Source organism: Phormidium yuhuli AB48, assembly GCF_023983615.1.
GTDB classification, from domain to species: domain Bacteria; phylum Cyanobacteriota; class Cyanobacteriia; order Cyanobacteriales; family Geitlerinemataceae; genus Sodalinema; species Sodalinema yuhuli.
This window is the reverse complement of record NZ_CP098611.1, coordinates 4,295,229-4,321,752: the sequence shown is the minus strand read 5'-3', so window position 1 is coordinate 4,321,752 and position 26,524 is coordinate 4,295,229. Positions and strand designations below refer to the sequence as shown.

Annotated in this window: 26 protein-coding genes; 11 read left to right on the top strand and 15 right to left on the bottom strand. The window is 50.1% G+C overall.

The genetic code is table 11. The features are described from left to right. The first annotated feature begins 24 nt into the window (after positions 1-24). The gene (locus NEA10_RS18635) at positions 25-1,461 is read left to right on the top strand and encodes an FAD-binding domain-containing protein (RefSeq protein WP_252662837.1); all 1,437 of its coding nucleotides are present in this window, start codon (positions 25-27) and stop codon (positions 1,459-1,461) included. Positions 1,462-1,489: 28 nt separating this feature from the next. Here the strand turns inward: NEA10_RS18635 and NEA10_RS18630 are convergent, their stop codons facing one another. The 10 genes from NEA10_RS18630 to NEA10_RS18585 all read right to left on the bottom strand — a co-directional run bounded on the left by NEA10_RS18630 (position 1,490) and on the right by NEA10_RS18585 (position 11,494). After that, complete coding sequence (locus tag NEA10_RS18630) at positions 1,490-1,720, bottom strand: type II toxin-antitoxin system HicB family antitoxin (protein WP_252662836.1); 231 nt, start codon at positions 1,718-1,720, stop codon at positions 1,490-1,492. A 68-nt stretch (positions 1,721-1,788) separates the two neighbouring features. Continuing rightward, positions 1,789-4,407, bottom strand: a complete 2,619-nt coding sequence (gene clpB / locus NEA10_RS18625) for an ATP-dependent chaperone ClpB (protein ID WP_252662835.1) — start codon at positions 4,405-4,407, stop codon at positions 1,789-1,791. A gap of 161 nt (positions 4,408-4,568) precedes the next feature. Beyond that, the gene (locus NEA10_RS18620) at positions 4,569-6,221 is read right to left on the bottom strand and encodes a hypothetical protein (protein WP_252662834.1); all 1,653 of its coding nucleotides are present in this window, start codon (positions 6,219-6,221) and stop codon (positions 4,569-4,571) included. Between the two features lie 126 nt (positions 6,222-6,347). Next, on the bottom strand, positions 6,348-7,319 hold the full coding sequence (locus NEA10_RS18615; protein WP_252662833.1) for a DUF4351 domain-containing protein: 972 nt from the start codon (positions 7,317-7,319) through the stop codon (positions 6,348-6,350). 49 nt (positions 7,320-7,368) lie between these two features. Next, positions 7,369-7,611 carry a DUF4351 domain-containing protein gene (locus tag NEA10_RS18610; RefSeq protein WP_252662832.1) on the bottom strand — a complete coding sequence of 81 codons (243 nt, stop codon included), beginning with the start codon at positions 7,609-7,611 and terminating at the stop codon, positions 7,369-7,371. 525 nt (positions 7,612-8,136) lie between these two features. Beyond that, complete coding sequence (locus NEA10_RS18605; protein WP_252662831.1) at positions 8,137-8,793, bottom strand: Crp/Fnr family transcriptional regulator; 657 nt, start codon at positions 8,791-8,793, stop codon at positions 8,137-8,139. Between the two features lie 81 nt (positions 8,794-8,874). Continuing rightward, positions 8,875-9,126, bottom strand: a complete 252-nt coding sequence (locus NEA10_RS18600) for an NIL domain-containing protein (protein WP_252662830.1) — start codon at positions 9,124-9,126, stop codon at positions 8,875-8,877. Positions 9,127-9,164: 38 nt separating this feature from the next. After that, entirely contained in the window at positions 9,165-9,563 is a 399-nt protein-coding gene (locus NEA10_RS18595; protein ID WP_374111805.1) for a YidH family protein, read from the bottom strand. Next, entirely contained in the window at positions 9,556-10,593 is a 1,038-nt protein-coding gene (locus NEA10_RS18590; RefSeq protein WP_252662828.1) for a sulfate/molybdate ABC transporter ATP-binding protein, read from the bottom strand. The genes NEA10_RS18595 and NEA10_RS18590 overlap by 8 nt, the downstream gene beginning before the upstream one ends. A 133-nt stretch (positions 10,594-10,726) precedes the next feature. Continuing rightward, complete coding sequence (locus NEA10_RS18585; protein ID WP_252662827.1) at positions 10,727-11,494, bottom strand: cyclic nucleotide-binding domain-containing protein; 768 nt, start codon at positions 11,492-11,494, stop codon at positions 10,727-10,729. A 202-nt stretch (positions 11,495-11,696) separates the two neighbouring features. Between NEA10_RS18585 and NEA10_RS18580 the strand changes: the two genes are divergently transcribed. From NEA10_RS18580 to cysW, 3 genes are all read left to right on the top strand, one after another. Next, positions 11,697-12,758, top strand: coding sequence for a sulfate ABC transporter substrate-binding protein (locus tag NEA10_RS18580; protein ID WP_252662826.1), 1,062 nt, complete (start codon positions 11,697-11,699; stop codon positions 12,756-12,758). Between the two features lie 190 nt (positions 12,759-12,948). Beyond that, positions 12,949-13,800 carry a sulfate ABC transporter permease subunit CysT gene (gene cysT / locus NEA10_RS18575; protein WP_252662825.1) on the top strand — a complete coding sequence of 284 codons (852 nt, stop codon included), beginning with the start codon at positions 12,949-12,951 and terminating at the stop codon, positions 13,798-13,800. Between the two features lie 92 nt (positions 13,801-13,892). After that, positions 13,893-14,822: a sulfate ABC transporter permease subunit CysW gene (cysW, locus tag NEA10_RS18570; protein WP_252662824.1), complete on the top strand. Its 930-nt coding sequence runs from the start codon at positions 13,893-13,895 to the stop codon at positions 14,820-14,822. Positions 14,823-15,025: 203 nt separating this feature from the next. Here the strand turns inward: cysW and NEA10_RS18565 are convergent, their stop codons facing one another. Then, a complete protein-coding gene (locus NEA10_RS18565; RefSeq protein WP_252662823.1) occupies positions 15,026-15,223 on the bottom strand; it encodes a phage regulatory CII family protein in 198 nt (65 codons plus the stop codon). 306 nt (positions 15,224-15,529) lie between these two features. Between NEA10_RS18565 and NEA10_RS18560 the strand changes: the two genes are divergently transcribed. From NEA10_RS18560 to glpK, 6 genes are all read left to right on the top strand, one after another. Next, the gene (locus NEA10_RS18560; RefSeq protein ID WP_252662822.1) at positions 15,530-15,910 is read left to right on the top strand and encodes a hypothetical protein; all 381 of its coding nucleotides are present in this window, start codon (positions 15,530-15,532) and stop codon (positions 15,908-15,910) included. 13 nt (positions 15,911-15,923) lie between these two features. Next, complete coding sequence (gene nblD / locus NEA10_RS18555) at positions 15,924-16,097, top strand: NblD family protein (RefSeq protein WP_252662821.1); 174 nt, start codon at positions 15,924-15,926, stop codon at positions 16,095-16,097. A gap of 117 nt (positions 16,098-16,214) precedes the next feature. Next, positions 16,215-17,942: a diflavin flavoprotein gene (locus tag NEA10_RS18550; RefSeq protein ID WP_252662820.1), complete on the top strand. Its 1,728-nt coding sequence runs from the start codon at positions 16,215-16,217 to the stop codon at positions 17,940-17,942. A 132-nt stretch (positions 17,943-18,074) separates the two neighbouring features. Beyond that, entirely contained in the window at positions 18,075-19,793 is a 1,719-nt protein-coding gene (locus NEA10_RS18545) for a diflavin flavoprotein (RefSeq protein ID WP_252662819.1), read from the top strand. Between the two features lie 167 nt (positions 19,794-19,960). Further along, positions 19,961-21,937 (top strand): molecular chaperone HtpG, encoded by a 1,977-nt coding sequence (htpG, locus tag NEA10_RS18540; RefSeq protein ID WP_252662818.1) that lies wholly within the window; start codon positions 19,961-19,963, stop codon positions 21,935-21,937. 375 nt (positions 21,938-22,312) lie between these two features. Continuing rightward, a complete protein-coding gene (glpK, locus tag NEA10_RS18535; protein WP_252662817.1) occupies positions 22,313-23,812 on the top strand; it encodes a glycerol kinase GlpK in 1,500 nt (499 codons plus the stop codon). 65 nt (positions 23,813-23,877) lie between these two features. Here glpK and NEA10_RS18530 read toward each other — a convergent pair whose 3' ends face one another. Then, the gene (locus tag NEA10_RS18530; protein ID WP_252662816.1) at positions 23,878-24,138 is read right to left on the bottom strand and encodes a DUF1830 domain-containing protein; all 261 of its coding nucleotides are present in this window, start codon (positions 24,136-24,138) and stop codon (positions 23,878-23,880) included. A gap of 280 nt (positions 24,139-24,418) precedes the next feature. Continuing rightward, positions 24,419-24,667, bottom strand: a complete 249-nt coding sequence (locus NEA10_RS18525; RefSeq protein ID WP_252662815.1) for a hypothetical protein — start codon at positions 24,665-24,667, stop codon at positions 24,419-24,421. A 270-nt stretch (positions 24,668-24,937) separates the two neighbouring features. Between NEA10_RS18525 and NEA10_RS18520 the strand changes: the two genes are divergently transcribed. Further along, complete coding sequence (locus NEA10_RS18520; RefSeq protein ID WP_252662814.1) at positions 24,938-25,330, top strand: DUF2237 family protein; 393 nt, start codon at positions 24,938-24,940, stop codon at positions 25,328-25,330. Here NEA10_RS18520 and pgmB read toward each other — a convergent pair. Next, positions 25,313-26,011 (bottom strand): beta-phosphoglucomutase, encoded by a 699-nt coding sequence (gene pgmB, locus NEA10_RS18515; protein WP_252662813.1) that lies wholly within the window; start codon positions 26,009-26,011, stop codon positions 25,313-25,315. The two genes, NEA10_RS18520 and pgmB, sit on opposite strands and share 18 nt — an antisense overlap. Positions 26,012-26,074: 63 nt before the next feature. After that, a complete protein-coding gene (locus NEA10_RS18510; RefSeq protein ID WP_252662812.1) occupies positions 26,075-26,509 on the bottom strand; it encodes a Crp/Fnr family transcriptional regulator in 435 nt (144 codons plus the stop codon). Positions 26,510-26,524 lie beyond the last annotated feature (15 nt).

The following is a 26,524-nucleotide window of genomic DNA, read 5'->3' as shown; positions in this document are numbered from 1 at the left end:
CATCTGAACCCCCAATACCCACTTATGACTAACCTGGTTTTATTCTGGCATCGACGAGACTTACGACTGACCGATAATGTTGGCTTAGCTGAAGCGTTTGAACACAGTCCTAACCTCGTTTCCTGCTTTTGTTTTGATCCAGATATTCTGGAACGAGATGATATTGCGCCGGCTCGTATGGCTTACCTATTGGGTTGTTTAGAGTCCTTAGAAAAGGCCTACCGTGAACTAGGCGGGCATTTATTATTTCTACGGGGTAAACCCGAGGACAAAATTCCCGAACTAGCGCAAGCTTTAGGGGCGAGGGCCGTCTATTGGAATCAGGATGTAGAACCTTATGGCCGGGAGCGCGATCGCCGGGTTAAGGAACGCTTAACTCAGCAAAGCGTGGAGGTTCACGAATGTTGGGATCAACTGCTGCATCCTCCGGGAGAGGTCTTAACAGGAACCAGTAATAACTGTAAGCCTTATACAGTCTATACTCCCTATTGGAAAAACTGGAGCCGTCAGCCGAAAGACCAACCCATTACCCCGCCAGACTCCTTGCAAGGACTGAGCGAGAAGGACGAGCAGGGATTGGAGGGGGTGGGGGCGATCGCCCTGCCTAGCTTAAGGGATTTAGGCTTTACTTGGGATGCGCCGCTCATTTTGGAACCGGGAGAAGCGGCCGCGAAAGCACAGTTAGAGTCCTTTTGTAATCAGGCAATTTATAGTTATGATGAGCAGCGAAATTTCCCGTTTAATGATGGAACCTCTCGTTTGAGTCCGGCCTTGAAATTTGGGGCGATCGGTATTCGTGACGTTTGGCGTGCCACTGAGTTGGTGATGGACACCACTCGGAGTGATGAAGGTCGAGATAACATCTTGTCCTGGCAGCAGGAGTTAGCCTGGCGGGAGTTTTATCAAACGGTCATGTACTTTTTCCCGGAACTTGCTGAGGGTCCCTATCGCGAACCCTGGGACCGCTTCCCTTGGCAAAATGATGAACAGAAGTTTGCGGCTTGGTGTGAGGGAAAAACAGGATTTCCGATTGTGGATGCCGCGATGCGACAACTCAATCAGACCGGCTGGATGCACAATCGTTGTCGCATGATTGTTGCCAGTTTCTTGACCAAAGACTTAATTATAAATTGGCAATGGGGGGAGAAATACTTTATGCAAACCCTCATTGACGGCGATTTATCGGCGAATAATGGGGGCTGGCAATGGAGTGCATCGAGTGGCATGGACCCGAAACCCTTGCGGATTTTTAACCCGGCGAGTCAAGCCAAGAAATATGACCCCGAGGCTGAGTATATCCGCCACTGGCTGCCGGAGATTCGCGCCTTGGAGACGAAAGATTTAGTGACGGGGAATATTGCCCCGTTGGATTGTGAGGCTTGTGGTTATCCTCGGGCGATTGTTAATCATAATGAACAACAACGGCTGTTTAAGCAGATTTATAAGGATTTGAAGGGTTAAGTCTTGGGAGTGTGAGGAGATGAACAAGTCAGAATAAGGACTTGTCAAGAGTTTCTCCCAACTCTCGACAGTACTCTAAATAATCATCGATCGCCCCGCGAAAATCTTGCTCTAGTTCTTCATAGCTAGAACCATGATAAGCAATCACATCTTTAACGTCCAAAACAGAACCGTGAAACATACGGCTGTCCGTATCAACCTCAATGTTTCCGGTGTAGCCTTTATAGGTCAACATGATGTCGCGATCTCCTTGTACCATCCAGAATAACGCCAAAAACCCGGCCTCTGCAAGAAACCGGGTCTCTGACTCTCATGGGAGATAACTCCCTACACCGTCGCCAACTCCGCTGGGAGGCGTTTGAAGGCCAGGCGTTCATTTTCCACATCCACAAACACCGTATCGCCCTCGTTGAACTCCCCGCGTAGAATCCCCTTGGCGATTTGGGTTTCCAGTTCCCGCTGAATGGCCCGTTTGAGGGGACGGGCCCCATAAACCGGATCGTATCCCACATCTGCCAACAGGTCGATCGCCCCTTCGGAGAGTTTCAGGGCCATCTTTTTGTCCGCCAGTCGTTGTTCCAGGCGTACCACCTGTAACTTGACAATCTCCCGTAACTGGGACTTCTCTAAGGCATGGAAGATAATCGTGTCGTCAATGCGGTTGAGAAACTCAGGACGGAAATTGGCACGCAGGGCCTCTAAGACGCGCGATCGCATCTCATCATAATCCTCATCATTCCCAGACACATCCAAGATGAACTGAGAACCAATGTTACTGGTCATGATAATGATGGAGTTTTTGAAGTCCACCGTCCGCCCTTGAGAATCCGTGACTCGTCCATCATCTAACACCTGTAACAGGACATTAAAGACGTCAGGATGGGCTTTTTCCACCTCATCAAAGAGAATCACCGCATAGGGACGACGACGCAGGGCCTCAGTTAATTGTCCCCCTTCGTCATAGCCCACATATCCGGGAGGCGCACCAATCAGACGAGAAACGGTGTGTTTCTCCATATACTCGGACATATCAATGCGAACGATCGCATCTTCGGTATCAAACAGATAGGCCGCCAGGGCTTTCCCTAACTCAGTTTTCCCAACCCCTGTCGGTCCCAGGAAGAGGAAACTCGCCACCGGACGATTGGGGTCAGCCAACCCGGCCCGAGACCGCTGAATGGAGTCGGCCACAGCGGTGACGGCTTCTTCTTGGCCCACCACGCGCCGGTGTAACTCGTCTTCGAGATGGAGAAGTTTCTCTTTCTCCGACTCAACCAGTTTACTCAGGGGAATCCCCGTCCATTTGGAGATAATCTCGGCAATATCGGACTCGGTGACTTCTTCCCGCAAGAGTGCTTCACCGCTATTTTGGGCATTGGCGAAGCGGGCCTCGGTTTCGTTGAGTTGTTTTTCGAGTTCGGGGAGTTTGCTGTACTTCAGTTCAGCGGCCCGGTTGAGGTCATAGTTGCGCTCGGCTTCTTCGATATCGACATGGAGGCGGTCAATTTGTTCTTTGAGGCCTTTACGTTCTTCTAGGAGTTCTTTCTCAGCGTTCCATTGGGCGTTGAGATGGGACTGTTCTTCTTTACAGTCGGCCAGTTCTTTCTCAATGCGTTGCAGTCGCTCTTTCGAGGCATCGTCACTCTCTTTTTGTAGGGAGAGTTTCTCCATTTCTAACTGCAAGATGCGGCGATCAATTTCGTCGAGTTCCTCGGGTTTGGAGGTACTCTCCATTTTCAGTTTCGCCGCTGCTTCGTCGATGAGGTCGATGGCTTTATCGGGAAGGAAGCGATCGCTGATATAGCGTGTTGAGAGAGTCGCCGCCGCCACCAGGGCGCTGTCGGAGATTTTGACGTTATGGTGGGTTTCGTAGCGGTCTTTCAAGCCCCGCAGAATCGAGATACTATCCACCACACTAGGCTGATCGACATAGACTTGTTGGAAACGCCGTTCTAGGGCGGCATCTTTCTCGATATACTTGCGGTATTCATCCAGAGTGGTTGCACCAATGCAGCGCAGTTCACCCCGAGCCAACATGGGTTTGAGCAGGTTCCCCGCATCCATGGCCCCCTGGGTAGCCCCAGCACCGACAACGGTATGGATTTCGTCGATAAAGAGGACAATTTGACCGTCGGAGTCGGTGACTTCCTTGAGAACCGCTTTCAGACGTTCCTCAAATTCACCGCGATATTTGGCCCCAGCAATGAGAGACCCCATATCGAGGGCGATGAGTTTGCGATCGCGCAGGGATTCAGGAACATCTCCTTTGACGATACGCTGGGCCAATCCCTCGGCGATGGCCGTTTTGCCAACACCGGGTTCGCCGATTAGCACAGGGTTATTTTTGGTGCGTCGCGAGAGAATCTGCACGGTGCGGCGGATTTCGTCGTCCCGTCCAATCACTGGGTCGAGTTTCCCGGTGCGGGCGGCTTCTGTCAAATCCCGTCCGTATTTCTCTAAGGCGTCGTATTTTCCTTCTGGGTTTTGGTCTGTCACTTTTTGGGTTCCGCGTATTTGTTGGATGGTCTCTTTCAGTTTCGCTTCACTTAGGTTAAAGCTTTGGAAGGTGGGTTTTCCAAAACGCTTATCTTTGAGATAGGCTAGGACGAGGTGTTCGATGGAGATATACTCATCACCATAGTCTTTACGATACCCGTCTGCATGGTCGAGGAGTTGGTCGAGGCTCTGTCCGAGATAGACAGACTCATTGCTACCACTGACTTTAGGCTGTTTTTCAATAAATTGGCGGGTGGCGTCAGCGAGGTTGACCACAGACACCCCGGCACGTTTAAAAATACTATTGGCGAGTCCCTGTCCTTCGAGTAAGGACTGCATTAGATGTTCGCTTTCAATGTGTTGGTTTTTCGCTTGTTTGGCGATATCGGGGGTACGGGCGATCGCCTCCCAGGCTTTCTCGGTAAATTGGTTAGGATTGGTTGGTTGCATTGCGTCCCTCCGGTCATGTCACTCACATCCTTATTTTAAAGACTCAGGCGCGACCACCGGGATCGGCGATCGCACCATGAGCAGTCTAAGTTCCCGCCTACGGTTTTCCCAGATGGAATTAGCCGGGAATTAGCCTTGACAAAATAGAAGAGATATGCAATCTAAGAGGCAATCCGACCGGAAATGCCCAAACGCTGGCGGCGCGTATTGCCAGGAACCGCACCATCACCACCAGGATTAATAGGGGTTGTGGGGGGATTGGGACGGGGGTTAAAATTCGGGTCCCGTTCGGGGTCAGGGTCGGGGTCAGGGTCGGGTTCGGGGTCGCCACAAGCCGCCCGATTGCCGAGATTACGCAATTCACAAATCGCGTGAGCAAATCCTTCACGCACCTTTTGCAAATGCTCTCCAAGCCATTCTCCCTGAGCTTCCCGGTCATTTTCTAAGACCGTATCGAGTCCATCTTCATAATGGTCGTAATCCGTTAAATCCTCCACATCCTCGGCGTTGGGTTCTTCATCCATACGGTTACGCATGGTTTCCAATTGTTCCTGAGTCTCTCGGGCCCGGTTATAGCGTTCCTGCGCCTCCTGCCAATCCACAGACCCTTGTTGAGCCAGGAGGTTGAGGCTGGCGACCTCTTGATGAGACCATTGGGAGAAGTCTGCATCTCCCGTTGTGGGAGTTCCCACAAAGGTCCAACCGCGATCGCGCACTTCCAGAGTATCGTCGGGACTCACCAGGCGAATGGTACTAAAGCGATATATCTCTAAATCCGGTTCTCCAGGAACAGAGATAGCGCCAATCTCATCGTCATACTCCGTTTGCACCCCATAGCCATCACCATAATCAATTGCAGTGATGCGGTGGCGGTCATCTCGGACCACTCGCACCGGACGAGGAACAAGGATATCCACCTGAGTTCGGGGGTAACCCGAGGGAGAATAGCGAACAAAATAGCCATCAGGATGCAGAGACCAGCGGTCTTGGGGGATATTGCGACTTCCCTCTCCCTCAGGAACGGTTCCCGTCAACACCGCGATATCTTGCAATTCTTCATAGACGGCGTTGGCTTGGCTGAGTCGTGCGCGGATTTCAGCTTTGGCATTGAGGACATCTCGCACCTGGGAGGGGAGGTTAGCGAACAGTTCCCGTCGCGCCGAATCAGGAATCAGTCCTAACGCGCCGCCGTTGATTTCCGAGATTTCCGAATCGGTGAGCATTTCCTGGGCGATCGCCTGGAGGTTATCATCCATATCATTGAGGCGAGTCTGGGCCAGAATCCCCCAGAGCAGCATTTGCAAATCCCGCTGTTCAAACTCAGGATAGTTAACGGCTTCCCGCAGAATCTTACGGACAATCTCTCCCCGAGGGCCATCGAGGGTTGCATAACCATAGCCATTCCCTTCACCGGGGCCATGGGTTCCCGCGTGGAGACAGTAGCTTTCCAGGGTTGCTTGATAGAGTCCTGAGGGAGCGATGTAGCCGCGATCGCGCTCCCAGGGAAGGTCGGCCAGGGATTGGGGTTCGCCAAAATCCCGACCATCGAGAAGGGGAATGTCTCGATTCACGTCGTCCAAACTGGTGGTGAGGGCAGGATCTTCGTCCAAAATATCCGAGATATCCGGAATGGGGAGGTCGTCGAGATCCACATCGGGAAGATTATCGAATAAGGCAATTTCCGTAGGATTGGGGGTGGCTTGGAGCGTTTCGGACGCAGTGACGGGGCGATCGCGCTGAAGTCCGAGTCCAACCACCCCGGTTAAGAGCAGGGTTAACCCGAATAGAAGTAGGGGGTTTCGCAAGGAACGCATAGAAAATTCTCCGAATCGCTGAGTGCGATCCTGGCGCAAGGGGTTGGAGATTGCCCTCTACCTTTAGTTAGAAGGTATTGTATCGTTTTATGAAGGTTTGGGGGGGCTGGGGTTGGGTTTTCGGGATTAGGAGTCGAGGCGGTTCAGCCATCCATCCAGGTCATCGAGACTCTGGAATTGAAAGAGTTGACGCGCCAGAGCATCCAGTTGGCTTGAGGAGAGTTGGTCCAGCCGAGACGGCATCTCAGCATCTAAGGAACCCAGACGCTCACTCAACAGTTGACGTACTAATTCAACTTTACCCAGCCGAACTCCCTGTTCAATGCCTTGTTCAATGCCTTCCTGTCTAGCGCGACGTTCAAAGCTGGTCAGATACTGCATACGTTGTTCCTCCTGTAACCGACTGACTTGTTGCCATAGTTGCTGGTTCAGTTCTTCGGGGAGATTCATCAACCAATCAATGAAATGGAGGAGACTAATCACCTCCTGGGACTCAAAGCCTCGTTGATAGAGTCCTCGAATTAGGGCAAACTTCCAGCGTTGGCGCTCTCTCCCATTATGCCGGGTTTGTTGGGTTTTGAGGTGCGCCATCACGACAATGGCAAACACGTTGTCGCTGGCCTCTAACTCCTCCCAGCGATTCTGGTAATCCAGAAGCTTAACGATGGGAAAGCGGAAATCCAGCCGACAGTTAAATAACTCATCGCTGTATTGCTGCGGTCGCCAGGAGGCTTGCTCGTCCCCCAGAACTGCGAAACTGGCTACTTGGCGGGAGTAGCGATCGCGAATCCGGTAATAATAGCAAAACATCCGCTCGGCAAAGTTCGACTCCGGTTGATTCTGCACCTCCACATGAATCAACACCCAAACCTCATCCCCCCGCTTCAGGGACACTTGCACCAGTTTGTCAGCCAGGCGTTTCCCCAAATCGGCATCGCGCACCACCTGCTGGAGTTCTTTGTCAAGGAAGATGACGGGTTGGTCCCAGTCGATTTCTGCCGCCGCCTCGGGGAAGAAAAACTCCATAAACTGCTGGAAATCGTCTTCTAGCAGTTGTTTCCAAGGACTATCGTAGTCGGTCTTCGGCTCTTGGGTCATCGTAGGTGTTTTGAGACAGCCATCTCTTCATCATATCGGGTTTGACCCCCTACTCCAATAGGCGGTCTAGGCAGTCTTCTAGGTCATCGAGACTCTGGAATTGAAAGAGTTGACGCGCCAGAGCATCCAGTTGACTTGAGGAGAGTTGGTCCAGCCGAGACAGCATCTCAGCATCCAAGGAACCCAGACGCTCACTCAACAGTTGACGTACTAATTCAACCTTACCCAGCCGAACTCCTTGTTCAATGCCTTCCTGTCTAGCGCGACGTTCAAAGCTGGTCAGATACTGCATCGATTGTTCCTCCTGTAACCGACTGACCTGTTGTCACCGTTGCTGGTCGAGTTCTTCGGGGAGATTCATCAACCAATCAATGAAATGAAGTAGACTAATCACCTCCCGGGCCTCAAAGCCTCGTTGATAGAGTCCTCGAATTAGGGTAAACTTCCAGCGTTAGCGCTCTCTCCCATTATGACGGGTTTGTTGGGTTTTGAGGTGCGCCATCACCACAATGGCAAATGGGTTGTCGCTGGTCTCACTCACACCCTGGTTGACTGACAAAAGATTGTGTCCGAAGCTCAAAAAGCCTCACCATGATTGGATTTCAGCCTTTTATAATTGGAGTGTCCTTATTGTGAACCATCTTGGCATTGGATATGAATCCGCAGAAGCCTTGCCAATACTCAGTTATGGCTCTCTACAGGGGTCATCGCTGGGATGCCTGTTTTCAAAGTTTTGTCAGTCAATCAGCACTCACACCTCATCCCCCCACTTAATGGATATTTACACTAGCTCATTGGCGAAGTCCTTCCCTCAATATCAGATTTCGTAATGCCAAGGTTTTGTTGTAGAAACTAACGTGATTTTACGAGAATCTCTAAAAATTACACCATTTTCCTCAAATTGTTTTAACAAACGAGTAATCGTTACCCGGCTTGTTCCACATAAATCTGATAAATCCTGATGTGTAAGATTTAAGTCAATCAATAAACCATTAGGGTTGGGTTGTCCAAATCGTTTTGAAAGCCAGTTCAAAATATTCATCAAGATAAGGCTCACACTCATCTCTGCACGAGCCAAAAGTAAGCACTCTGTTTCTTGCCAATACTTAAGAATTATCTCCAAGGGAGGCTGCCACTCTTTTGTGGAAATTGGGAGGGCTTCTACAGAGGTTATGGATTCCATAAAGTAGCAGGGAACCAATGACAGGGAAGGACCAATAATATCACCACTCCCCCAAATTCCTAGTGTCGCAGTACCCCCATTTTCAGTATAAGTAAATGTGCGGACAAATCCTTTTCGGATCAACCAAAGAAAATTGGGATCTCCTGGCAAATAATTTCGCCTAGAAATAAAACTGGGTGGGCTGCTGGTAACTTTTTGACCTACCCAATCAGAAAATGGATAAGCTGAAACCGTCTTGTTACCCCTATCAGATCCGATAGCTGAGCGTTCTGAAGAAACAAACTGATTCATAACTTTAGTTACCCAAAATGAACATAAAAATTGAGCAAAATAGTTTGCGGTGTGTTGAGGAAGGGAAAACTTCTAGATGTGCTAGTACTGTTCTTCTGACGTTTTTACTAGAACGTCTAAATCTGTGAGATAGGCGATCGCAGCTTGAATTGAATTCTCTTCTCCGTCAAGATCAAGGTCAAACCAGCCGCTACTATAACTATCGGCACCGAGCAAAGCAGCACAAATGTTAACATTCAAGTGATACTCAGAAATCAATTTTGAGATAATCGGTTCTTTTTGATATTTCTTGGGAATACAAAGGCGAATTGTTTGATGGATTGTATTAGCCATGGGTGTTGAAAAAATAGGGTGAATAAAAAAGATTCGGACTATGGTAAAACTGGCAAAATGAGAATCGTGTAAATCAATCCTGAGCCAATCAAAAGCAAAAAAGAACTGAAAAAGAGAATCCACTTTGTTACAGGAGTATAACTGATTTTGTCGATTGACTGTTGGTCAGAAAAGTAGTTATGGGTAGACACAATGATTGTCATTAAACCCAAAAATGAGGTTGCTAAACCAAGAAGCCAACTGTGACCTGTTCCCGGAGATAGGTTGGGGATGAGGTAACGCAAACGAGCTAGAAGAATACCAATCCCCATTAGACCTAAAGAAGTGCGAATCCAAGCCAGATACGTTCGTTCATTAGCAAGATGATCTCGAACTCTAGAGGGATTATGGGGACTGTCTCGACTGAGATTTTTTACATTGCTACTCGCTCTAAACATGGGTTTTGGAATAGTTTGTCGGAGCGTCGGCAAAGGTCTTGGTCTGTTTCAGGGATAGATAGACTTTCTGCTTACCCGTTAGTCCGAGTGAACGAAACTCATCACTGTTTAAAGTCGCCTGGATGATATTTCCATCTGCCAAAGACAACTCAACCTGGACATCCCAACCCATATAGATGATACGCCCAACAACGGCTGGATGAGTGTTCACATCAGGTTCCAAACTAATTTGGATATCATGGGGACGAAAAAGGACTGGCTCATTTCTGAGGGGCCGATCACCGTTAGAAATAGGGGTAATGCGATCGCTCGCCAAGACATTGACTGGACCGAGAAAGCCCATGACAAAAGGATTTTTGGGCTGATCATATAAGCTTTGAGGACTTCCCACTTGCTCGATGCGTCCTTGGTTCATGACTACAATGGTATCGGCGATTTCCATCGCTTCTTCACGATCATGTGTGACAATTAACGTCGTTACGTGAACTTCATCATGGAGACGACGCAGCCAGACCCTCAAGTCGTGGCGAACATTGGCGTCCAAAGCCCCAAAGGGTTCATCAAGGAGCAAAACACGGGGTTCAACAGCTAACGCTCGGGCTAAGGCTACCCGTTGTCGTTGTCCACCGGAGAGTTGAGCTGGATAGCGATCGCCTAAACCCTCTAATTTAATCAAATCCAACAACTCTCCCACTCGCTGGCGAACATAGTTCTTAGGACGACGGGCAATTTGAAGAGGAAATGCAATGTTTTGTCGAACGGTCAAATGCTTAAATAGGGCGTAATGCTGAAAAACAAAGCCAACTCGACGCTCCTGAACTTTGGCATGAGTGACATCCCCATTTTCGAGATAAATCTCTCCAGAATCTGGCTGTTCTAAGCCAGCAATTGACCGCAGCAAGGTCGATTTTCCTGAGCCAGAAGGTCCTAAAAGAGCGACTAAACCTCCCGTTTTCACTGACAGGCTAACATCATCAAGGGCCAGGAAATTTCCGAATCGTTTGACAAGATGGTTGACTTGAATCGTCATGGCTAAAATTTGGCGCGATCGCCTACAAAAAATTCATCAGAGATAGGGAGCGTGGCAAAAATGGCACGACCCGACAGATCCCATCATTGGCTGGGAAAAATAGTTCAAATTCAGATAGGCTGTGGACTTATGTCTATTTCAAAGGCCACCAGTCCACTTTATCTCGGGTGGCACTATAGACTTCCTTCAAACCTTCCGCATCGGCAACCCGAAGTGTATCTGTGGACGGATCATTATCTTGGGGTGGCAAGATGAGTCCTTGGCGACGCATCCCCTTAAGGACTTGCTCAACCGTGCGATGGTTTAATTGCGCACTGCGGGCAATGATATCCACAGGTAAATCAAAGACATAGAAACCATCGGCCTGAGGTTGATTTCCTAATGAGCGCTCTTGATAGATTAAAGCTCTCAAAAGAGCTGCCACAGCTTGGGGAGGATAGGTACTGCAATTAAGCAGGTGGTATTGAAATTTCTCCCGCAATTCAAACAGATAATCGTAGCGTTCTCGAAACGTCTCGTTCTCAGTGTATAAAGTCTTGGCAATCTCAACCGGAATCTCAATCGCATCCGTAGTCTTATAGGCTTCCACCAAACTGGGAAAAGAACGACTCACTCGTCCATAAGCCAGAGCTAGGTTACGCATCCCGAAACAACTCCCGGGATAGGTCAACGTGATGATGCGATCCAAGGGGGTACTGCGGACAATGACAGGCCCTCCACTGATCACAACATATAAGACATCCGTCGACGTATCTGGACGAAACGCGGTGTAGACCGGTCGGCTCGAATAAAGTTTTTGCCGAGCGACACCACCAGAGTTCAGTAACTCTGCTAACTGAGTTTGATCGATGCCCCGAAATAGATAGTTACTCCGGGCTACCTCCTCCGCAATGGTTGCCATGTTCGGAGGATTCGCAGGCTTTGCCATGACCACTGCTGTTGTTCTCTGTAACCAGAGTACCCGATCTTAAGTTAAATTGCAAGTGAATCTCAAATGTTTTTCAATTCGGCTATGATTGACACAGGATAAAACCGTGCTACAATCACAATCACACAAAACACGGTATTCCGACCTGTGAACCGTAGATTTATGGAAGAAACCGATGAAAATCAGTACTGGCCGAGGTTTAAGACGCCTAATCGATAGATCGAAAATCTGGAAAAAAAGTGTTGCCCTCTTCCTCGTGGGGACAACCTTAAGCTGGGTGATTTCTGCCTGTGGCGGGGCCGCCAGCGGGAATCAGGTTGAACTGACCCTAGTCTCGTATGCAGTCACCCGTGCTGCCTACGAGCAAATCATTCCCCAGTTCGCTGAGCAGTGGAAGGCTGAACATGATCAAGAGGTGGTCTTCCGACAAAGTTATGGAGGCTCGGGTTCTCAAGCCCGAGCGGTCATTGATGGTTTAGGCGCTGATCTAGTGGCATTAGCCCTGGCCTTGGATACCCAAGCCATTGAAGAAGCGGGTCTAATCGAACCCGGCTGGGAAGATGAAGCCCCCAATAATGCCATTGTCCATCGCTCCGTTGCCGCTATCATTACCCGTGATGGCAACCCCAAAAATATCCAAGGCTGGGACGACTTAGCCCGAGATGACGTGAGGGCGATCACCGCTAACCCCAAAACCTCCGGTGGGGCACGCTGGAACTTCCTGGTTCTCTGGGGTGACAAAATTAAGAATGGAGGGACTGAAGAAGAAGCCTTTGAATTTGTCAAACAGGTTTATCAAAATGTGCCGATTTTACCTCGCAATGCCCGTGAAGCCACAGATATTTTCTATGAACAACGACAAGGAGATGTTCTAATTAACTATGAAAATGAGGTTCTATTAGCCCAGCAGCAGGGACAAACGTTGCCCTACATTATTCCTAAAAGTAACATTTCCATCGATAACCCCATTGCCGTCGTCGATGCCAATGTAGACAGACATGGAACCCGGGAAGTTGCTGAAGCCTTTGTGCGCTTTCTCTATACCCCTGAAGCCCAACGAGAATTTGCCAAAGTGGGCTTCCGTCCTGTTGATGAATCTGTAGCTGAGGAATTTAGTGAGAAATATCCCCCCCTAAGTGGTCTATTCACAGTTGAAGACCTTGGAGGTTGGGATACTGTCCAAGAGCAGTTTTTTGCGGATGGTGCAATGTTTGATGATATTCAGGCGAGCTTTTAATGATATTCAGTCCAGCCTCAGGCATTAAGTGTTGATGCTTGCCTCTCGTTCTCACTGTTGTTCTTGTTTTCACTGTTGTTCTCACTGTTGTTCTGTGAAGTTCTTGCCGGGTTGCCTAAGAGCAAGATTCCTTCAAGTTATTTTCTTTTTTGGATTACGTTTTATTTCACGAATTGGAGTTTTCTTGAAGATGATCAATCCATCTCTTCCATCCTCTGATAAACCCTCAGCGTCCTGGCTCCAGAAGATTCCTTGGTACTGGTGGGGAATTGGCATCTATCTAGGGTTTATGGTTTTCCTTCCCTTAGCGGCAGTCGTGATATACACCCAACGACTTAGCCCCCCGGACATCTGGCGAATTGCAACAACGCCTATTGCTTTGGCTGCTTATGAAGTGACCTTTAGCACTGCCCTACTCGCTGCTGTTTTCAATGGAATCACTGGGGTGGCGATCGCTTGGGTTCTGATTCGTTATCAGTTTCCGGGTAAGCGTATTGTTGATGCTGCCATTGATTTACCCTTTGCCTTACCCACGGCTGTTGCTGGATTGAGTTTAACCATGGTTTATAACGAGACCGGGTGGATTGGGTCCCTCTTAGCTCCTTTAGGAATTCAGATTTCCTTTACTCGTCTGGGGGTTCTCGTTGCGATGGTTTTCATTTCCCTACCCTTCGTCGTCCGGACAGTTCAACCTGTTTTACAAGAGTTAGAACCTGAATTAGAAGAGGCAGCTTGGTGCATGGGCGCTTCCCGTTGGCAAACCTTTCGCCGTGTCTTACTACCAGCATTATTGCCCGCAATTCTCACGGGTGTAGCTCTGGGATTTTCCCGAGCTGTGGGAGAGTATGGCTCAATTTCTATCATTTCAGGGAATATTCCCTTTCAGGATTTGATTGCACCCGTTTTAATTTTTCAACGGCTGGAACAGTTTGATATTGCGGGAGCAGCGGTGATTGGCACGGTCATGCTGTTAGTCTCTTTAATCTCTTTATTGATTATCAACGTCTTACAACGTTGGGGGAGGTCTAGAGAACAAATGTAACCCATTGACTTGATGCAAATTGTTTTCCGGTCACCGGTCTAATCACTGCTGTTGCTACCCTCTATTATCCCCAGTTTTGATAATTAATATCTATGAAATCCAACTCATTCACTCATCAATACTCTTTGCACTCTGTTTTGAGCGCAACTCGCAATTTTTTGCGTCCAAAATCTTGGATTCAGTCAACGCGATCGCAGGGAGTAAATTCACCTGTGACTTCAGGAGAAGTTGCCCTGGTTATAGCGGTCATTGGCTTCATCAGCCTAATTCTCTTTATCCCAACTATTAATATCTTTGTCGGAGCCTTTGCCGATGGTATACAGCCGTTTTTCAGAACTTTAAAATCCCCAGAGTTTCGTCATGCTGCTGGTTTGACGTTGCAAATTGCCTTGATAGTCGTCCCCTTAAATGTTATCTTTGGGGTGGTCACCGCTTGGGCATTAGCCCGTCATAAGAATTTTTCAGGACGGACGTTATTGTTAAGTGTCATTGATTTGCCCTTTTCCATTTCTCCCGTGGTAGCAGGGTTGATGCTGGTATTACTCTATGGTCGTCATGGCTGGTTTGGGCCGATTTTAGAATCTTGGGGAATTCGTATTATGTTTGCTTTTCCCGCCATGGTGCTTGCCACAGCATTTGTTTCTATGCCCTTCGTAGCCCGAGAAGTGCTACCTGTATTAGAGGAAATTGGACAGGAACAGGAAGAAGCGGCAAAAACGTTAGGAGCTAATGACTGGCAAACATTTTGGCGCGTGACCCTCCCGTCAATTCGCTATAGTTTACTATATGGAATTGTTTTGACTAATGCTCGGGCTATGGGAGAGTTTGGTGCGGTTGCTGTTGTCTCTGGAAATCTAATTAGTCGAACTCAAACTCTGCCTTTATATGTGGAGGAAATGCACAACCAATACCAAACCCAGTCCTCTTATGCCGCTGCGGTTGTCCTGGCGTGCTTGGCGGCAATCACGCTGATCGCGAAAACATTTCTTGAACGTAAAACTGGACGAATTGGAGGTCATTAAACGGAGTGGACTAAAGCCAGCAGCTGGGGTGAGTTTTCTCAGTTGAGTTTCTAGCTGAGACTCACTTGAAACGTCCCCTATCTACCGTTTGGACTTGTTACTTAGCCCAGCTTTTTAGATTTGCCAGTATGCAAACATCATGGCGATCGCACCGACATTCGGCAATTTGCAAGAGTTGGGCCTCCAAGCCATAAAGAAAATGATTATGATTCAGCGATGAGCACTTCTCCTTGCCAAATCTTCTCTTGAATCGAGCGAAAAATCGCACATTCCTCAACAGAAACCTTACCATCCGCATAAATAGCTGCCACAATTGCATCCCGCTCTTGACGGGAAATTACACCATCTTCCAAAGCTTTTTTAGCTCGCTTTGCCAAGTCCGAAAGTGCTTTCTGTTCCATTTCAGAGAGAGGTTGACGACGATTACTGTGAACCTCCATGACCCTTGCCTCGATTCATCAGTGCCAATCATAGCTTACCTCAAGGGCAGTCTGTCAATTGTCCTGACCGTAAGACAGAGGCCACCCCGGAGCGTCCCTGCGATATAATAAATAGAGCCGGGGACGGCCGTTTCATACCCCTTATGTCCGTCGTCCCTGTAACAAAAACTTCAAGAAAATCTTTAAAGATAATTAAATTCAGGCTACAACTTAGGAAATGAGGGCGATCGCCTTCCCAGCCGTCGTGAGTCACTCTGAAGAATTACCATGAGCGAACCATTAGAAACACTAGAATCCTCCCTAGGGGTCGATCCCGTCTTGTTAACCCCCCCAGACGACCCCTCCACCTCTCCCTCCTATCTCCCAGAGTCTCCAACCCTGACGGGAGGGGATGATGAGCTGTCTGAGGACTTTTCCCAGGATAATGTCCCCCCTTTGCAAGCCGCTGAGAGGTCGGGCGATGATTCATTCCCCGACGAGGAACGACTGGCTCCTCATACTTCTCCCTTGAGTGAGGACGACGGTTTAACCTTGGAAGCTGCAATGGAGGATGAAGCCGCTGTGTTACGGTCAGGACGGGGAGAGGATTTCTCGGAACTTGCTGGTCTCGATGACGAGAGTTCCGAGACCCTGCACCCGATTCTCTAACGTCCCCATTGCTATGTCTGACCCCAATTGTCAAACTTGCCCCGTCTGCAAGGTGCGAATCCAAACCTTGCCGATGGGCGATCGCGTCCTCTTCTCCTTCGGTCCCCCGGGAACTCGGGCCGACCTCTGGAACAAAGTCTGCAAACACGCCCAAAATGCCCAGTGCATCAACCCCCAAGGGGGATAACATCAATCGCCATTTTATCCCCTTTTATGCAACCTATAGGTTGTTTTAATGCCTGAAATTGTTACAGATGTGTAATAATAGACCCATAACAAAACGAAAATAAGAGAGGTCATCCCTATGGTCGTAGCCGCCGCTCCCAGCCAAAAACGCCTCACCATGCAAGTCGAGGAGGTCGCCGCTGACACCACTGCTATCCGTTCCCTCGACTGGGAGCGCGATCGCTTCGACATTGAATTTGGCTTACAAAACGGAACCACCTATAACTCCTTCCTCATCCAGAGTGAGAAAGTCGCCCTAGTCGACACGTCCCACGAGAAATTTCGCCAACTCTATCTCGACAGCCTCAAAGGACTCATCAATCCCCAAGACATCGACTATCTGATCATCAGCCACACCGAACCCGATCACAGTGGCTTAGTCCGAGATGTCCTGGAACTGGCCCCCAACGCCACCGTCGTCGGGGCCAAAGTCGCCATTCAATTTCTAGAAAACCTGGTTCACAAACCCTTCGAGAAACAGATCGTCAAAAACGGCGACACCCTAGACCTGGGGAATGGCCATATCATCGAGTTTGTCAACGCCCCGAACCTCCACTGGCCCGACACCATCTTTAGCTATGACCAGAAAACCCAGGTCATGTTCACCTGTGATGCGTTTGGGATGCACTACTGTTCCGACGCCACCTACGACGAGAACCTAAAACCCATCGAGCCAGACTTCCGGTTTTACTACGACTGTCTCATGGCTCCCAACGCGCGATCAGTCATCTCGGCCATGAAACGGATGAAAAAACTCGGCGACATCCAAACCATCGCCACCGGCCATGGCCCCATCCTGCGCTATCACGTCAGCGAACTCACCGGACGCTATTGGGACTGGAGTAACGAAAAAGCCAACGCCGAAACCTGCGTCGCCGTCTTCTATATCTCCGACTATGGCTATAGCGATCGCCTCTCCCAAGCGATCGCCCACGGAATCACCAAAGCCGGCGTCGCCGTAGAAATGATGGATCTCAAATACGCCGATCCTCAAGAAGTCCACGAACTCGTCTCCCGTTGCGCCGGAATTGTCCTAGGAACCCCCCCCGCCTCAGGAGATGTGGCCAAAGCCACCCTCGACGGCCTAGGAACCCTCGTGGCCGCCATTCATGAGAAACAAGCCTTTGGCGTTTTTGAATGCTACGGCGGTGACGACGAACCCATCGACCCCCTCGTTAGCAAATTCCGCGACCTCAAACTCAAACCCGGCTTTGACCCCATCCGCATTACCGACACCCCCAGTCAAGGAACCTATCAACTCTGCGAAGAAGCCGGGACGGACATGGCTCAATTGCTCACCCGCAAAGATGCCATCAAAAAGATGAAAGCCCTCGACAGTGACCTCGACAAAGCCCTCGGTCGCTTAAGCGGTGGACTTTACATCATCACCGCCCAAAAAGGGGAAATTACCAGTGGGATGCTGGCCTCCTGGGTGTCCCAAGCCAGCTTCAAACCCCTCGGCTTAACCATTGCCGTCGCCAAAGACCGCGCCATTGAATCCCTCATGCAAGTCGGCGATCGCTTTGTGCTAAATGTCTTAGAAGAGAGCAACTATCAGCATTTGATGAAGCACTTCCTCAAACGCTTTCCCCCCGGTGCCGATCGCTTTGCCGGAGTCAACACCCAAACCGCCAAAAACGGTTCCCCCCTCCTCGCCGACGCCCTAGCCTACCTAGAATGCACCGTCGCCAGCCGCATGGAATGTTCCGACCATTGGATTGTCTACAGCACCGTTGAAGAGGGTCGCGTCTCCAAACCCGAATCCCGCACCGCCGTCCATCACCGCAAAGTCGGCAACCACTACTAACCCCCCAATAGAGAACACCCCCTATTCCCTTCCCCTCCTAGGAGGGGTCAGGAGTGGGTCATCGCTACTGGCTTTTCTTGCCTCTTGCCTCTTGCCTCTTGCCTCTTGCCTTTTGCCTCTTGCCTTCCTCCCATGACTGACAAACCTAGAGACGTACAAGTTCTACCCATTGCCGAAAATACGCGAATCTTGCGATCGCGCACCTGGGGACGACTCCGCTTTGAAATTGAATATGCCCGCCAGCGAGGCACAACCGCCAACGCCTATCTCATCGAAAGTAACAAAACCGCTCTAATCGACCCTCCCGGAGAATCCTTTACCCCGATTTTTCTGCAAACCTTAAAAGACCGGGTGGATATCAACAAAATCGACTATGTGATTTTGGGTCACGTGAACCCGAACCGGGCCGTCACCCTGAAAGCCTTGCTGGAGATTGCCCCCAAACTCACCTTTGTCTGTTCCAACCCTGGGGCGATCGCCCTACGGTCTTTCTTTGCCGACGAAGGCTACGACGCCAAAATCAAAGTCATGCGCGGCGAAGAAACCCTCAACCTCGGACAAGGTCATCGCCTTCTCTTTACCCCCATTCCCACCCCGCGCTGGTCCGATGGACTGGCCACCTACGACAGCAAAACCCAAATCCTCTACACCGACAAATTCTTTGGCGCTCATGTCTGCGGCGACCAAGTCTTCGACGAAGGCTCATCGGTCTATGCCAATGATCGCCGCTACTACTTCGACTGTCTCATGGCCCCCAACGCCCGGCAAGTGGCCACCTCCCTAGAAAAAATCGCCTCCCTTCCCCCAGTGCGCTTTTATGCACCGGCTCATGGTCCCATTGTCCGGGAAGGGATGCGGGATTTAACCGCCTCCTATCGCCAGTGGAGTGCCGAACAGAAAGGGAAAGACGTCACCGTGGCCCTGCTATTCGCCTCCGCCTATGGCAATACCGCCACCATCGGTCAGGCGATCGCCCGAGGACTCACCAAAGCCGGAGTCAACGTCGAAGCCATTAACTGCGAAGTTACCCCCCCAGACGAAATCCAACGCCGAGTTGAAAACTGTTCCGGCTTCATCATCGGCTCCCCCACCCTCGGCGGCCATGCTCCCACCCAAATTCAAACCGCCCTGGGAATTGTCCTCTCCACCGTTCCCAAAACCGTCCCAGCAGCCGTGTTTGGCTCCTTTGGCTGGAGTGGCGAAGCCATCGACCTCTTAGAGAGCAAACTCCGCAATGGCGGCTATCAACTCGCTTTCGACCCCATCCGCGTCAAATTCAAACCCACCGAGGTCATTCTCAAAACCTGCGAAGAAGCTGGAACCGACTTCGCCCAAACCATCCGCAAAGCCAAAAAAGTCCGTACCCGTCGCGAACCCGCCAGCAACGTCGAACAAGCCGTCGGTCGTTTAGTCGGGTCGCTGTGCGTGCTTACCACAAAACAGGGTGATTTGTCAAGTGCTATGTTAGCCTCTTGGGTGTCCCAGGCCACCTTCACCCCTCCCGGCCTAACCGTTGCCGTAGCCAAAGAGCGGGCGATCGAGTCCTTACTCTATCAGGGGAGTCCCTTCGCCCTGAATATCCTCGGCGAAGGTAAGCATTTGGGCTTAATGAAGCACTTTCTCAAACCCTTCAACCCCGGCGAAGACCGATTTGCTGGCGTTGAAACCCGTGAAGCCGAGAATGGCTCGCCCATCTTAGAAGATGCGATCGCCAGCCTCGAATGTACCGTGCAACGACGCATGGAATGTGGCGACCATTGGCTCGTTTACGCCACCGTCGCCGCCGGGAATGTCTCTGACGCCGACACCCAAACCGCCGTTCATCACCGCAAAACCGGAACCCATTACTAAGATTTCCCCAGCAACCATCGCCAAGTGAGGAAATCCGAACTCAATCCGTTGGGGAATTGCACGAAAAGTTCGCAATTCCCCACTTGTCGTTTTGACCAATTCCCGTCAGGATCGGAATAGGCTTATGCCATTCCTTTTATTCCTCTGTCAATCCTCATCAAACTATTATGACTGTCCTCGAAAAAGGCAACATTACAATCCATACCGAGAATATCTTTCCCATCATCAAAAAGTCGCTGTATTCAGCCCATGAAATCTTTTTGCGGGAACTCGTCTCCAACGCCGTCGATGCCATTGAAAAACTCAAAATGGTCTCCTACGCCGGAGAATTTGACGGTGACACCGACCATCCCAAAATTGTCATCAAAGCCGACAAAGATAACAAAACCCTATCCATTAGCGATAACGGTATCGGCATGACCGCCGATGAAGTCAAAAAATATATTAATCAAGTCGCCTTCTCCAGCGCCGAGGAGTTTGTGCAAAAATATAGCGGCGGCGCCGACCAACCCATTATTGGTCACTTTGGCTTAGGCTTTTATTCCTCCTTCATCGTTGCCAAAACCGTCGAAATCGACACCCTATCCTATAAAGAGGGTTCAGAAGCTGTCCATTGGATCTGTGACGGGTCCCCAGAATTTGAACTCACCGAGAGCGATCGCCAAGACGTCGGAACCACCATCACCCTCACCCTACAAGACGAAGAAACCGAGTATCTCGAATCCCCTCGCATCCGCCAGTTGGTGAAAACCTACTGCGACTTCATGCCCGTTCCCATCGAATTTGAAGGGGAAATCCTCAACGAACAACCCGCCATTTGGCGCAAATCTCCCAGCAATCTCACCGACGAAGACTACCTCGAATTTTACCGCTATCTCTATCCCTTCCAAGAAGAACCCCTCCTCTGGGTTCACCTCAAAACCGACTATCCCTTTGAAATTAACGGCATCCTCTACTTCCCCAAACTGAAACCCGATGTAGATGTCACCAAAGGCAACATTAAACTCTTCTGCAACCACGTCTTTGTCAGTGACCATTGCGAAGAAATCGTGCCTCAATTCCTGATGCCCATGCGCGGCGTCATCGACAGTCCTGACATTCCCCTGAACGTCTCCCGTAGCGCCCTACAAGTCGATCGCAAAGTCCGCAAAATTGCCGACTTCATCGCCAAAAAAGTCGCCGATCGCCTCAAAGAACTGTATAAAGAAGACAAACCCCAGTATCTCAAGTGCTGGAAAGATCTAGGGACCTTCGTTAAATTTGGCTACATCAACGATGAAAAGTTCAAGAAACAAATCGAGGACCTCATCATCTACAAAACCACCGCTGACTTAAGCGCCGGTGACAGTGACAGCGCCAACGTCCAAGTCGAAACCGAAGGGGATGCTTGGCAAGATGTCAACGCCGACGGTGGAATCAGCCAAAACGGAGAATCCTACACCACCCTGGCGGAATATCTCGAACGGAACAAAGAACGCCATGAGAACCGCGTCTACTACTGTTCCGACGCCGTCACCCAAGCCACCTATGTGGAACTCCACAAAAACCAAGGCTTAGAAGTCCTCTTCCTGGACTCCTTCATCGACACCCACTTTATCAGCTACCTCGAACGGGACCATTCCGACGTCAAATTCTCCCGAGTTGACTCAGAACTCGATGAGAACCTCGTCAGTGGCGACTCCGACAGTGAAATTGTTGACCCCAACACCAACAAAACCCGTAGCGAACAGGTAAAAGAGTTGTTTGAGACGGCCCTCAACAAACCCAAACTCACCATTCGCACCGAATCGTTGAAAGGGGACAACGCTCAAGCCTCTCCCCCGGCCATGGTGTTACTTCCCGAAGCCATGCGTCGTCTGCGAGATATGACGGCCCTGTTGCAGCAGGAACAGTCTGACTTCCCCGAAGAGCATATTTTGGTTGTCAACACCGCTCACCCGATGATTCAGAATCTGGCCAACATCGCTCAGGGTGGAATTGTCACCAGTGAGGGGTCTCCTTCCTCGGAGTTAGCGAATCTGATTTGTCATCATGTCTATGATTTGGCGTTGATGTCTCAGAAAGGCTTTGACGCCGATGGGATGAAACAGTTTATCAATCGCTCCAATCAGGTGTTAACGCAACTCACCGACGCGGCTAAATAAAGATAGCCTAGAGCGCTACGAGAAAGGTGAATACGGGGGATGTATCGGCAGCGATGCACCCCCCTGTTCTTTCTAGCTATGGCGGTTTCGTCTGACAAGACGATAGGAGGCAGGCGGATGAACATTGAGGTAAGTTATGTTAAATTAGACCGAAAAACAACACATTGCCCTAACCTTATATTCTGAAGCTGGAGAGGCCGAGCACGTTGTGGCAACTGGCGTTCCACTCAGAGAACTCGGAAGTCTGGTCTAGTGGGAGATAGGCTAGAAATATAAAGAAATTATAATTATTGTAGCTAAACTTATATCTGGGGTCACAAGAGAGGGGTCAGTTGATACAATGTCAAGCTGCATCCTCCCTACCTATTATTGATTATGACAACCGATAAACGATACGTTTTAGCCCTTGATTTGGGAACCACTGGAAACCGGGCAATTCTCTTTGATCGCGATGGGGAAGTGGTGGGACAATCCTATAAGGAATTGAAACAGTATTATCCAGAACCCGGCTGGTTGGAGCATGATGCTGTGGAGATTTGGCAAGATACTCTCGGCTGTGCCGAAGATGTATTAGATGAGGCTGATGTCAGCGCCAAAGAGGTGGCGGCGATTGGACTAACAGTTCAGCGGGAAACCTGTTTGCTCTGGGATAAAAATACTGGACGACCTCTTCACAAAGCAATTGTTTGGCAGGATCGCCGCACGGCCCCGCTGTGTAATTCCTTGCGTCGTCAAGGAAGGGCTGAGTTCATTCAAGAACGGACTGGCTTAGTGCTTGATTCCTATTTTTCGGCAACAAAATTGGTTTGGTTGCTCGATTGGGTGCGGGAACGTCGTCCTCAAATTGACTTTGAGAATGTCATTGCGGGAACGATTGACTCTTGGGTGTTGTGGAATCTTACCAATCGTCAGGTTCATGCAACGGACAGCAGTAATGCTAGCCGCACGATGTTGATGAATCTAGAACAGGGAAATTGGGATGAGGAGTTACTGAATTTGTTTGGCATTTCTCCCCATATGATGCCAACGATTAAACCCTCATTAGGGGAGTTTGGCACGACGAATTTGTTTGGGGATGAGATCCCGATTTTGGCAATTTTTGGAGACCAGCAGGCGGCGTTATTTGCCCATGGCTGCGATCGCCCGGGGTTCCTCAAATGCACCTATGGAACGGGCTGTTTTTTGATTGCTCAGGCCGGGAACCAGGTGGCGCGATCGCAAAATCAACTCCTTTCAACCGTGGCCTGGAGTCGAGAGGACTCTACCAACTATGCTCTTGAAGGGGCGATGTTTACGGCCGGGGCCTGTATTCAATGGCTGCGGGATGGCTTACAACTGATCGCCAGTGCGGCGGAAACGGAGAACTTGGCCCAACAGGCTCAGACGAATAATGGGGTGTATTTCGTCCCGGCGTTAAGCGGCTTAGGCGCTCCCCATTGGGATATGAATGCACGGGGGTCTTTCCAAGGGATTACAGGGGGAGTACGCGGTGAACATATGGTACGAGCAGTACTTGAGGCGATCGCCTATCAAGTGAAGGAAGTGGTGGATGCGATGAACCGTGACTGCGAGAACCCCGTCAGTCGCCTTAAGGTGGATGGCGGCGCCTCCCAAAATGACTTTTTAATGCAGTTCCAAGCGGACTTGTTGGGGATTCCCGTAGAACGTCCCAAAATTCTCGACGCCACGGCCCAAGGAGCGGCATTTGGAGCGGGTTTGGTCAGTGGCTTCTATGATAGTTATAACCGACTGATTGAGCGCCGACAAATCGACCGGGTGTTTGAACCGAGCGAGAATGCACCCCAGGTGCAAGATCAGTATCAAACCTGGCTCAAAGCCGTGGAACGGGCGAAACATTGGATGGAAGACGTCTAGAAAACATGACAAAAGCCTAGGAAGGTCAATCCCATTCCTAGGCTTTGTTCTTGGGAGAGTGCAGATTATTCGAGGGGGTTAATTTGCAGTCGATTGCAGCTGATGGAGTCCGCTAACACGGCGCTAGCCATAGCGCCACTGTAGACTTCCAATTGGCCTTGTTCATATGCTTCGAAAATCAAACGCTGTCCCGGAAACACAACTCGCTCGAAATACCAATTGGGGATGTTGGAAACCCGGACAACCTGAACTTTTCCAGTTCGGTTCGTGTAATAACAGAGAATGGGGTTCTCTTTGAGAGTAGCCACATTCGGAGTCGAAGTCATTGCAATGGTCATTTTTTTATTTGGGGGATTTATAGGGCGACTCGTCAGAGTCAACTCGTGTCAAACGTGCCGGCGATGTCGAATAGCGATCGCCAATGAGAGCAGGAGTTTATTAACGTACCCCCTATTCTAACGGGGATCAGTGGATCTCGCTACATTCATGGTATCGCTAATCCCCCCCCATTCTGCCTCTATCTTAAGGCTGAAATTCCCGAGCCAGGACAGCTTGGGGCGATCTCCTCTAGGGAATGTCCCCCTGGGAGATCATCTCAGAGATCGATTAAAGATTTCCAGGACTCTCTGGGGCAATGGCTTCTCCAGACGACGGTTGTAAATCGTCAAAATTCAGGAGATCACTGAAGTTCTTCAGGGTAATTCCCTTATTTTGAGCCGCTTCTTGTAATGCTGCCATAAAGCGCGAGGAATCCTCGCCATAGCCACAGTGTTGTGCTGCGGACTCTAAACCTTCTTTGGCATTGGCTTGGGCACAATTGAGTAAATCTATATCTGTTAGGGGTGTTGATGCCATCTTGATTCCTCCTACGGTCTGTGTTTTCTCTAGGCTATCGCAATTTAAGGGAGGGGGGGGGAACAGGGAACAGGGGGGTTTTGCTTTCCTTGACCGGAATTTGCCATAATTCTCTTGGGGGTGGCCAGCGATCTGCCTCACCCTGGCTTAGATGGCTGTCATTTTAAGCACATCAAAGAGTACAACAATAAGCCTTTCAATGCTTCTCAGGCAATAAAAACAGTTTTTTAACTATCTATTTTGAAGTGTCCACTAATTATCGATTTACCGATGAGCCAAACACCCACCCGTAAGCCGGCCCAGAACGTCTTAGGACAACGGTTAGAACTGTGTTGTTCGTCACCCCGCACTGGATTCTATCGAGATGGGTTCTGTAATACTGGCCCTCAGGACTTTGGGAGTCATACCGTCTGTGCCCAGGTGACTGAGGCGTTTCTGGCGTATACCCAACAACGGGGCAACGATTTGAGTACCCCTGTGCCGGCCTATCAGTTTCCGGGTTTGAAACCGGGCGATCGCTGGTGTCTCTGTGCCTCTCGCTGGCAGGAGGCGATTCGTGCTGGGGTGGCCCCACCCATTGTCCTCGCGGCTACCCATGAACAAGTCTTAGAGACGATTCCTCTGGAAATTCTCCAAGAATATGCCCTAGACTCCGGGGTTTAACTTGGCTTGGATATGATGCCAGCGAACCCCCTCTAACCCAGGTAGCACCCAGTCCGCTGCCCCCACCTGGGCCGCGTCTCCCAAACCAATCACCCGCATCTGGGCGGCCCGGGCCGCTTCTACCCCAGACTCAGCATCCTCGAACACAACGCAATCTTCGGGGCCTAACCCTAACTGTTGGGCCGCGTAGAGAAAGACATCGGGGGCGGGTTTGGGGCGATCGACATCATAGACATTGGTAATCACGTCAATGTCTGAGGCAATGCCTAACTTTTCAATGACGATATAGACATTTTGGCTGGCAGAAGCCACCGCCGTCTTAATCCCTGCCTCCCGTAAATCCTTTAAAAACACTTGCACCCCCGGCAACAGATAGTCCGCCGTCATCGTTTCAATGAAACTGCGGAAATAGCGATTTTTGCGTTCGAGGAGTTCCTGGATTGTCGCTTCCGGCAAAACCCGGCCCTGCAAGATCCGTAACAGCGAGTCCCGGCGTGATAGACCCCGTAACGCCTCGTTGGCTTGACGACTAAAGGGAATCCCCTCCTCATCTGCCAGTCGTTGCCAGGTTTGATAGTGAAACTCGATGGTATCGGTCAAAACACCATCCATATCAAAGATGACACCTCGCAAGGGATGGCAATCGACTGGGGCCAGAGAATCAAAACGAGAGCGGGTCATAATCAGGGCCTTAACATGAAATCCACCCCCCAGGTTAATCGAAAATGGTACTGGATCGATGGACTAGGGATCCTGCTTATTCACCTTTTGGTTTAACTCCCGAGTTCGGCGAGAGAGGAGGCGGATGATGTTGATGGCGATGCCAGGGGTTTCATCGATCGCATCATAGAGTTGTTGCTGCGTCAGCATCAGACATTCACAGGGTTCACAGGTGGTGACAGATGCTGAACGAGGTTCGGCGTCAAAGAGGGACATTTCACCGAAACAGGCTCCCTGGGGCAACTTGGTGATTTCAGTATCGCCGATATGGATGCGGACTACCCCCGATACCAGAATATAGAGCGATCGCCCCTCCTGTCCTTCAGTAAAAATGGTGTGATTACTCGGAAAGGATAATTCATCCATCACCGACGCGAGACGCACCAGGAAATCGTCCCGTAACTCCTTAAAGATAGGAACACCTCGTACAAATAACAACCGATCAACACTGGTTAGCATGGGAGAATTAGAACA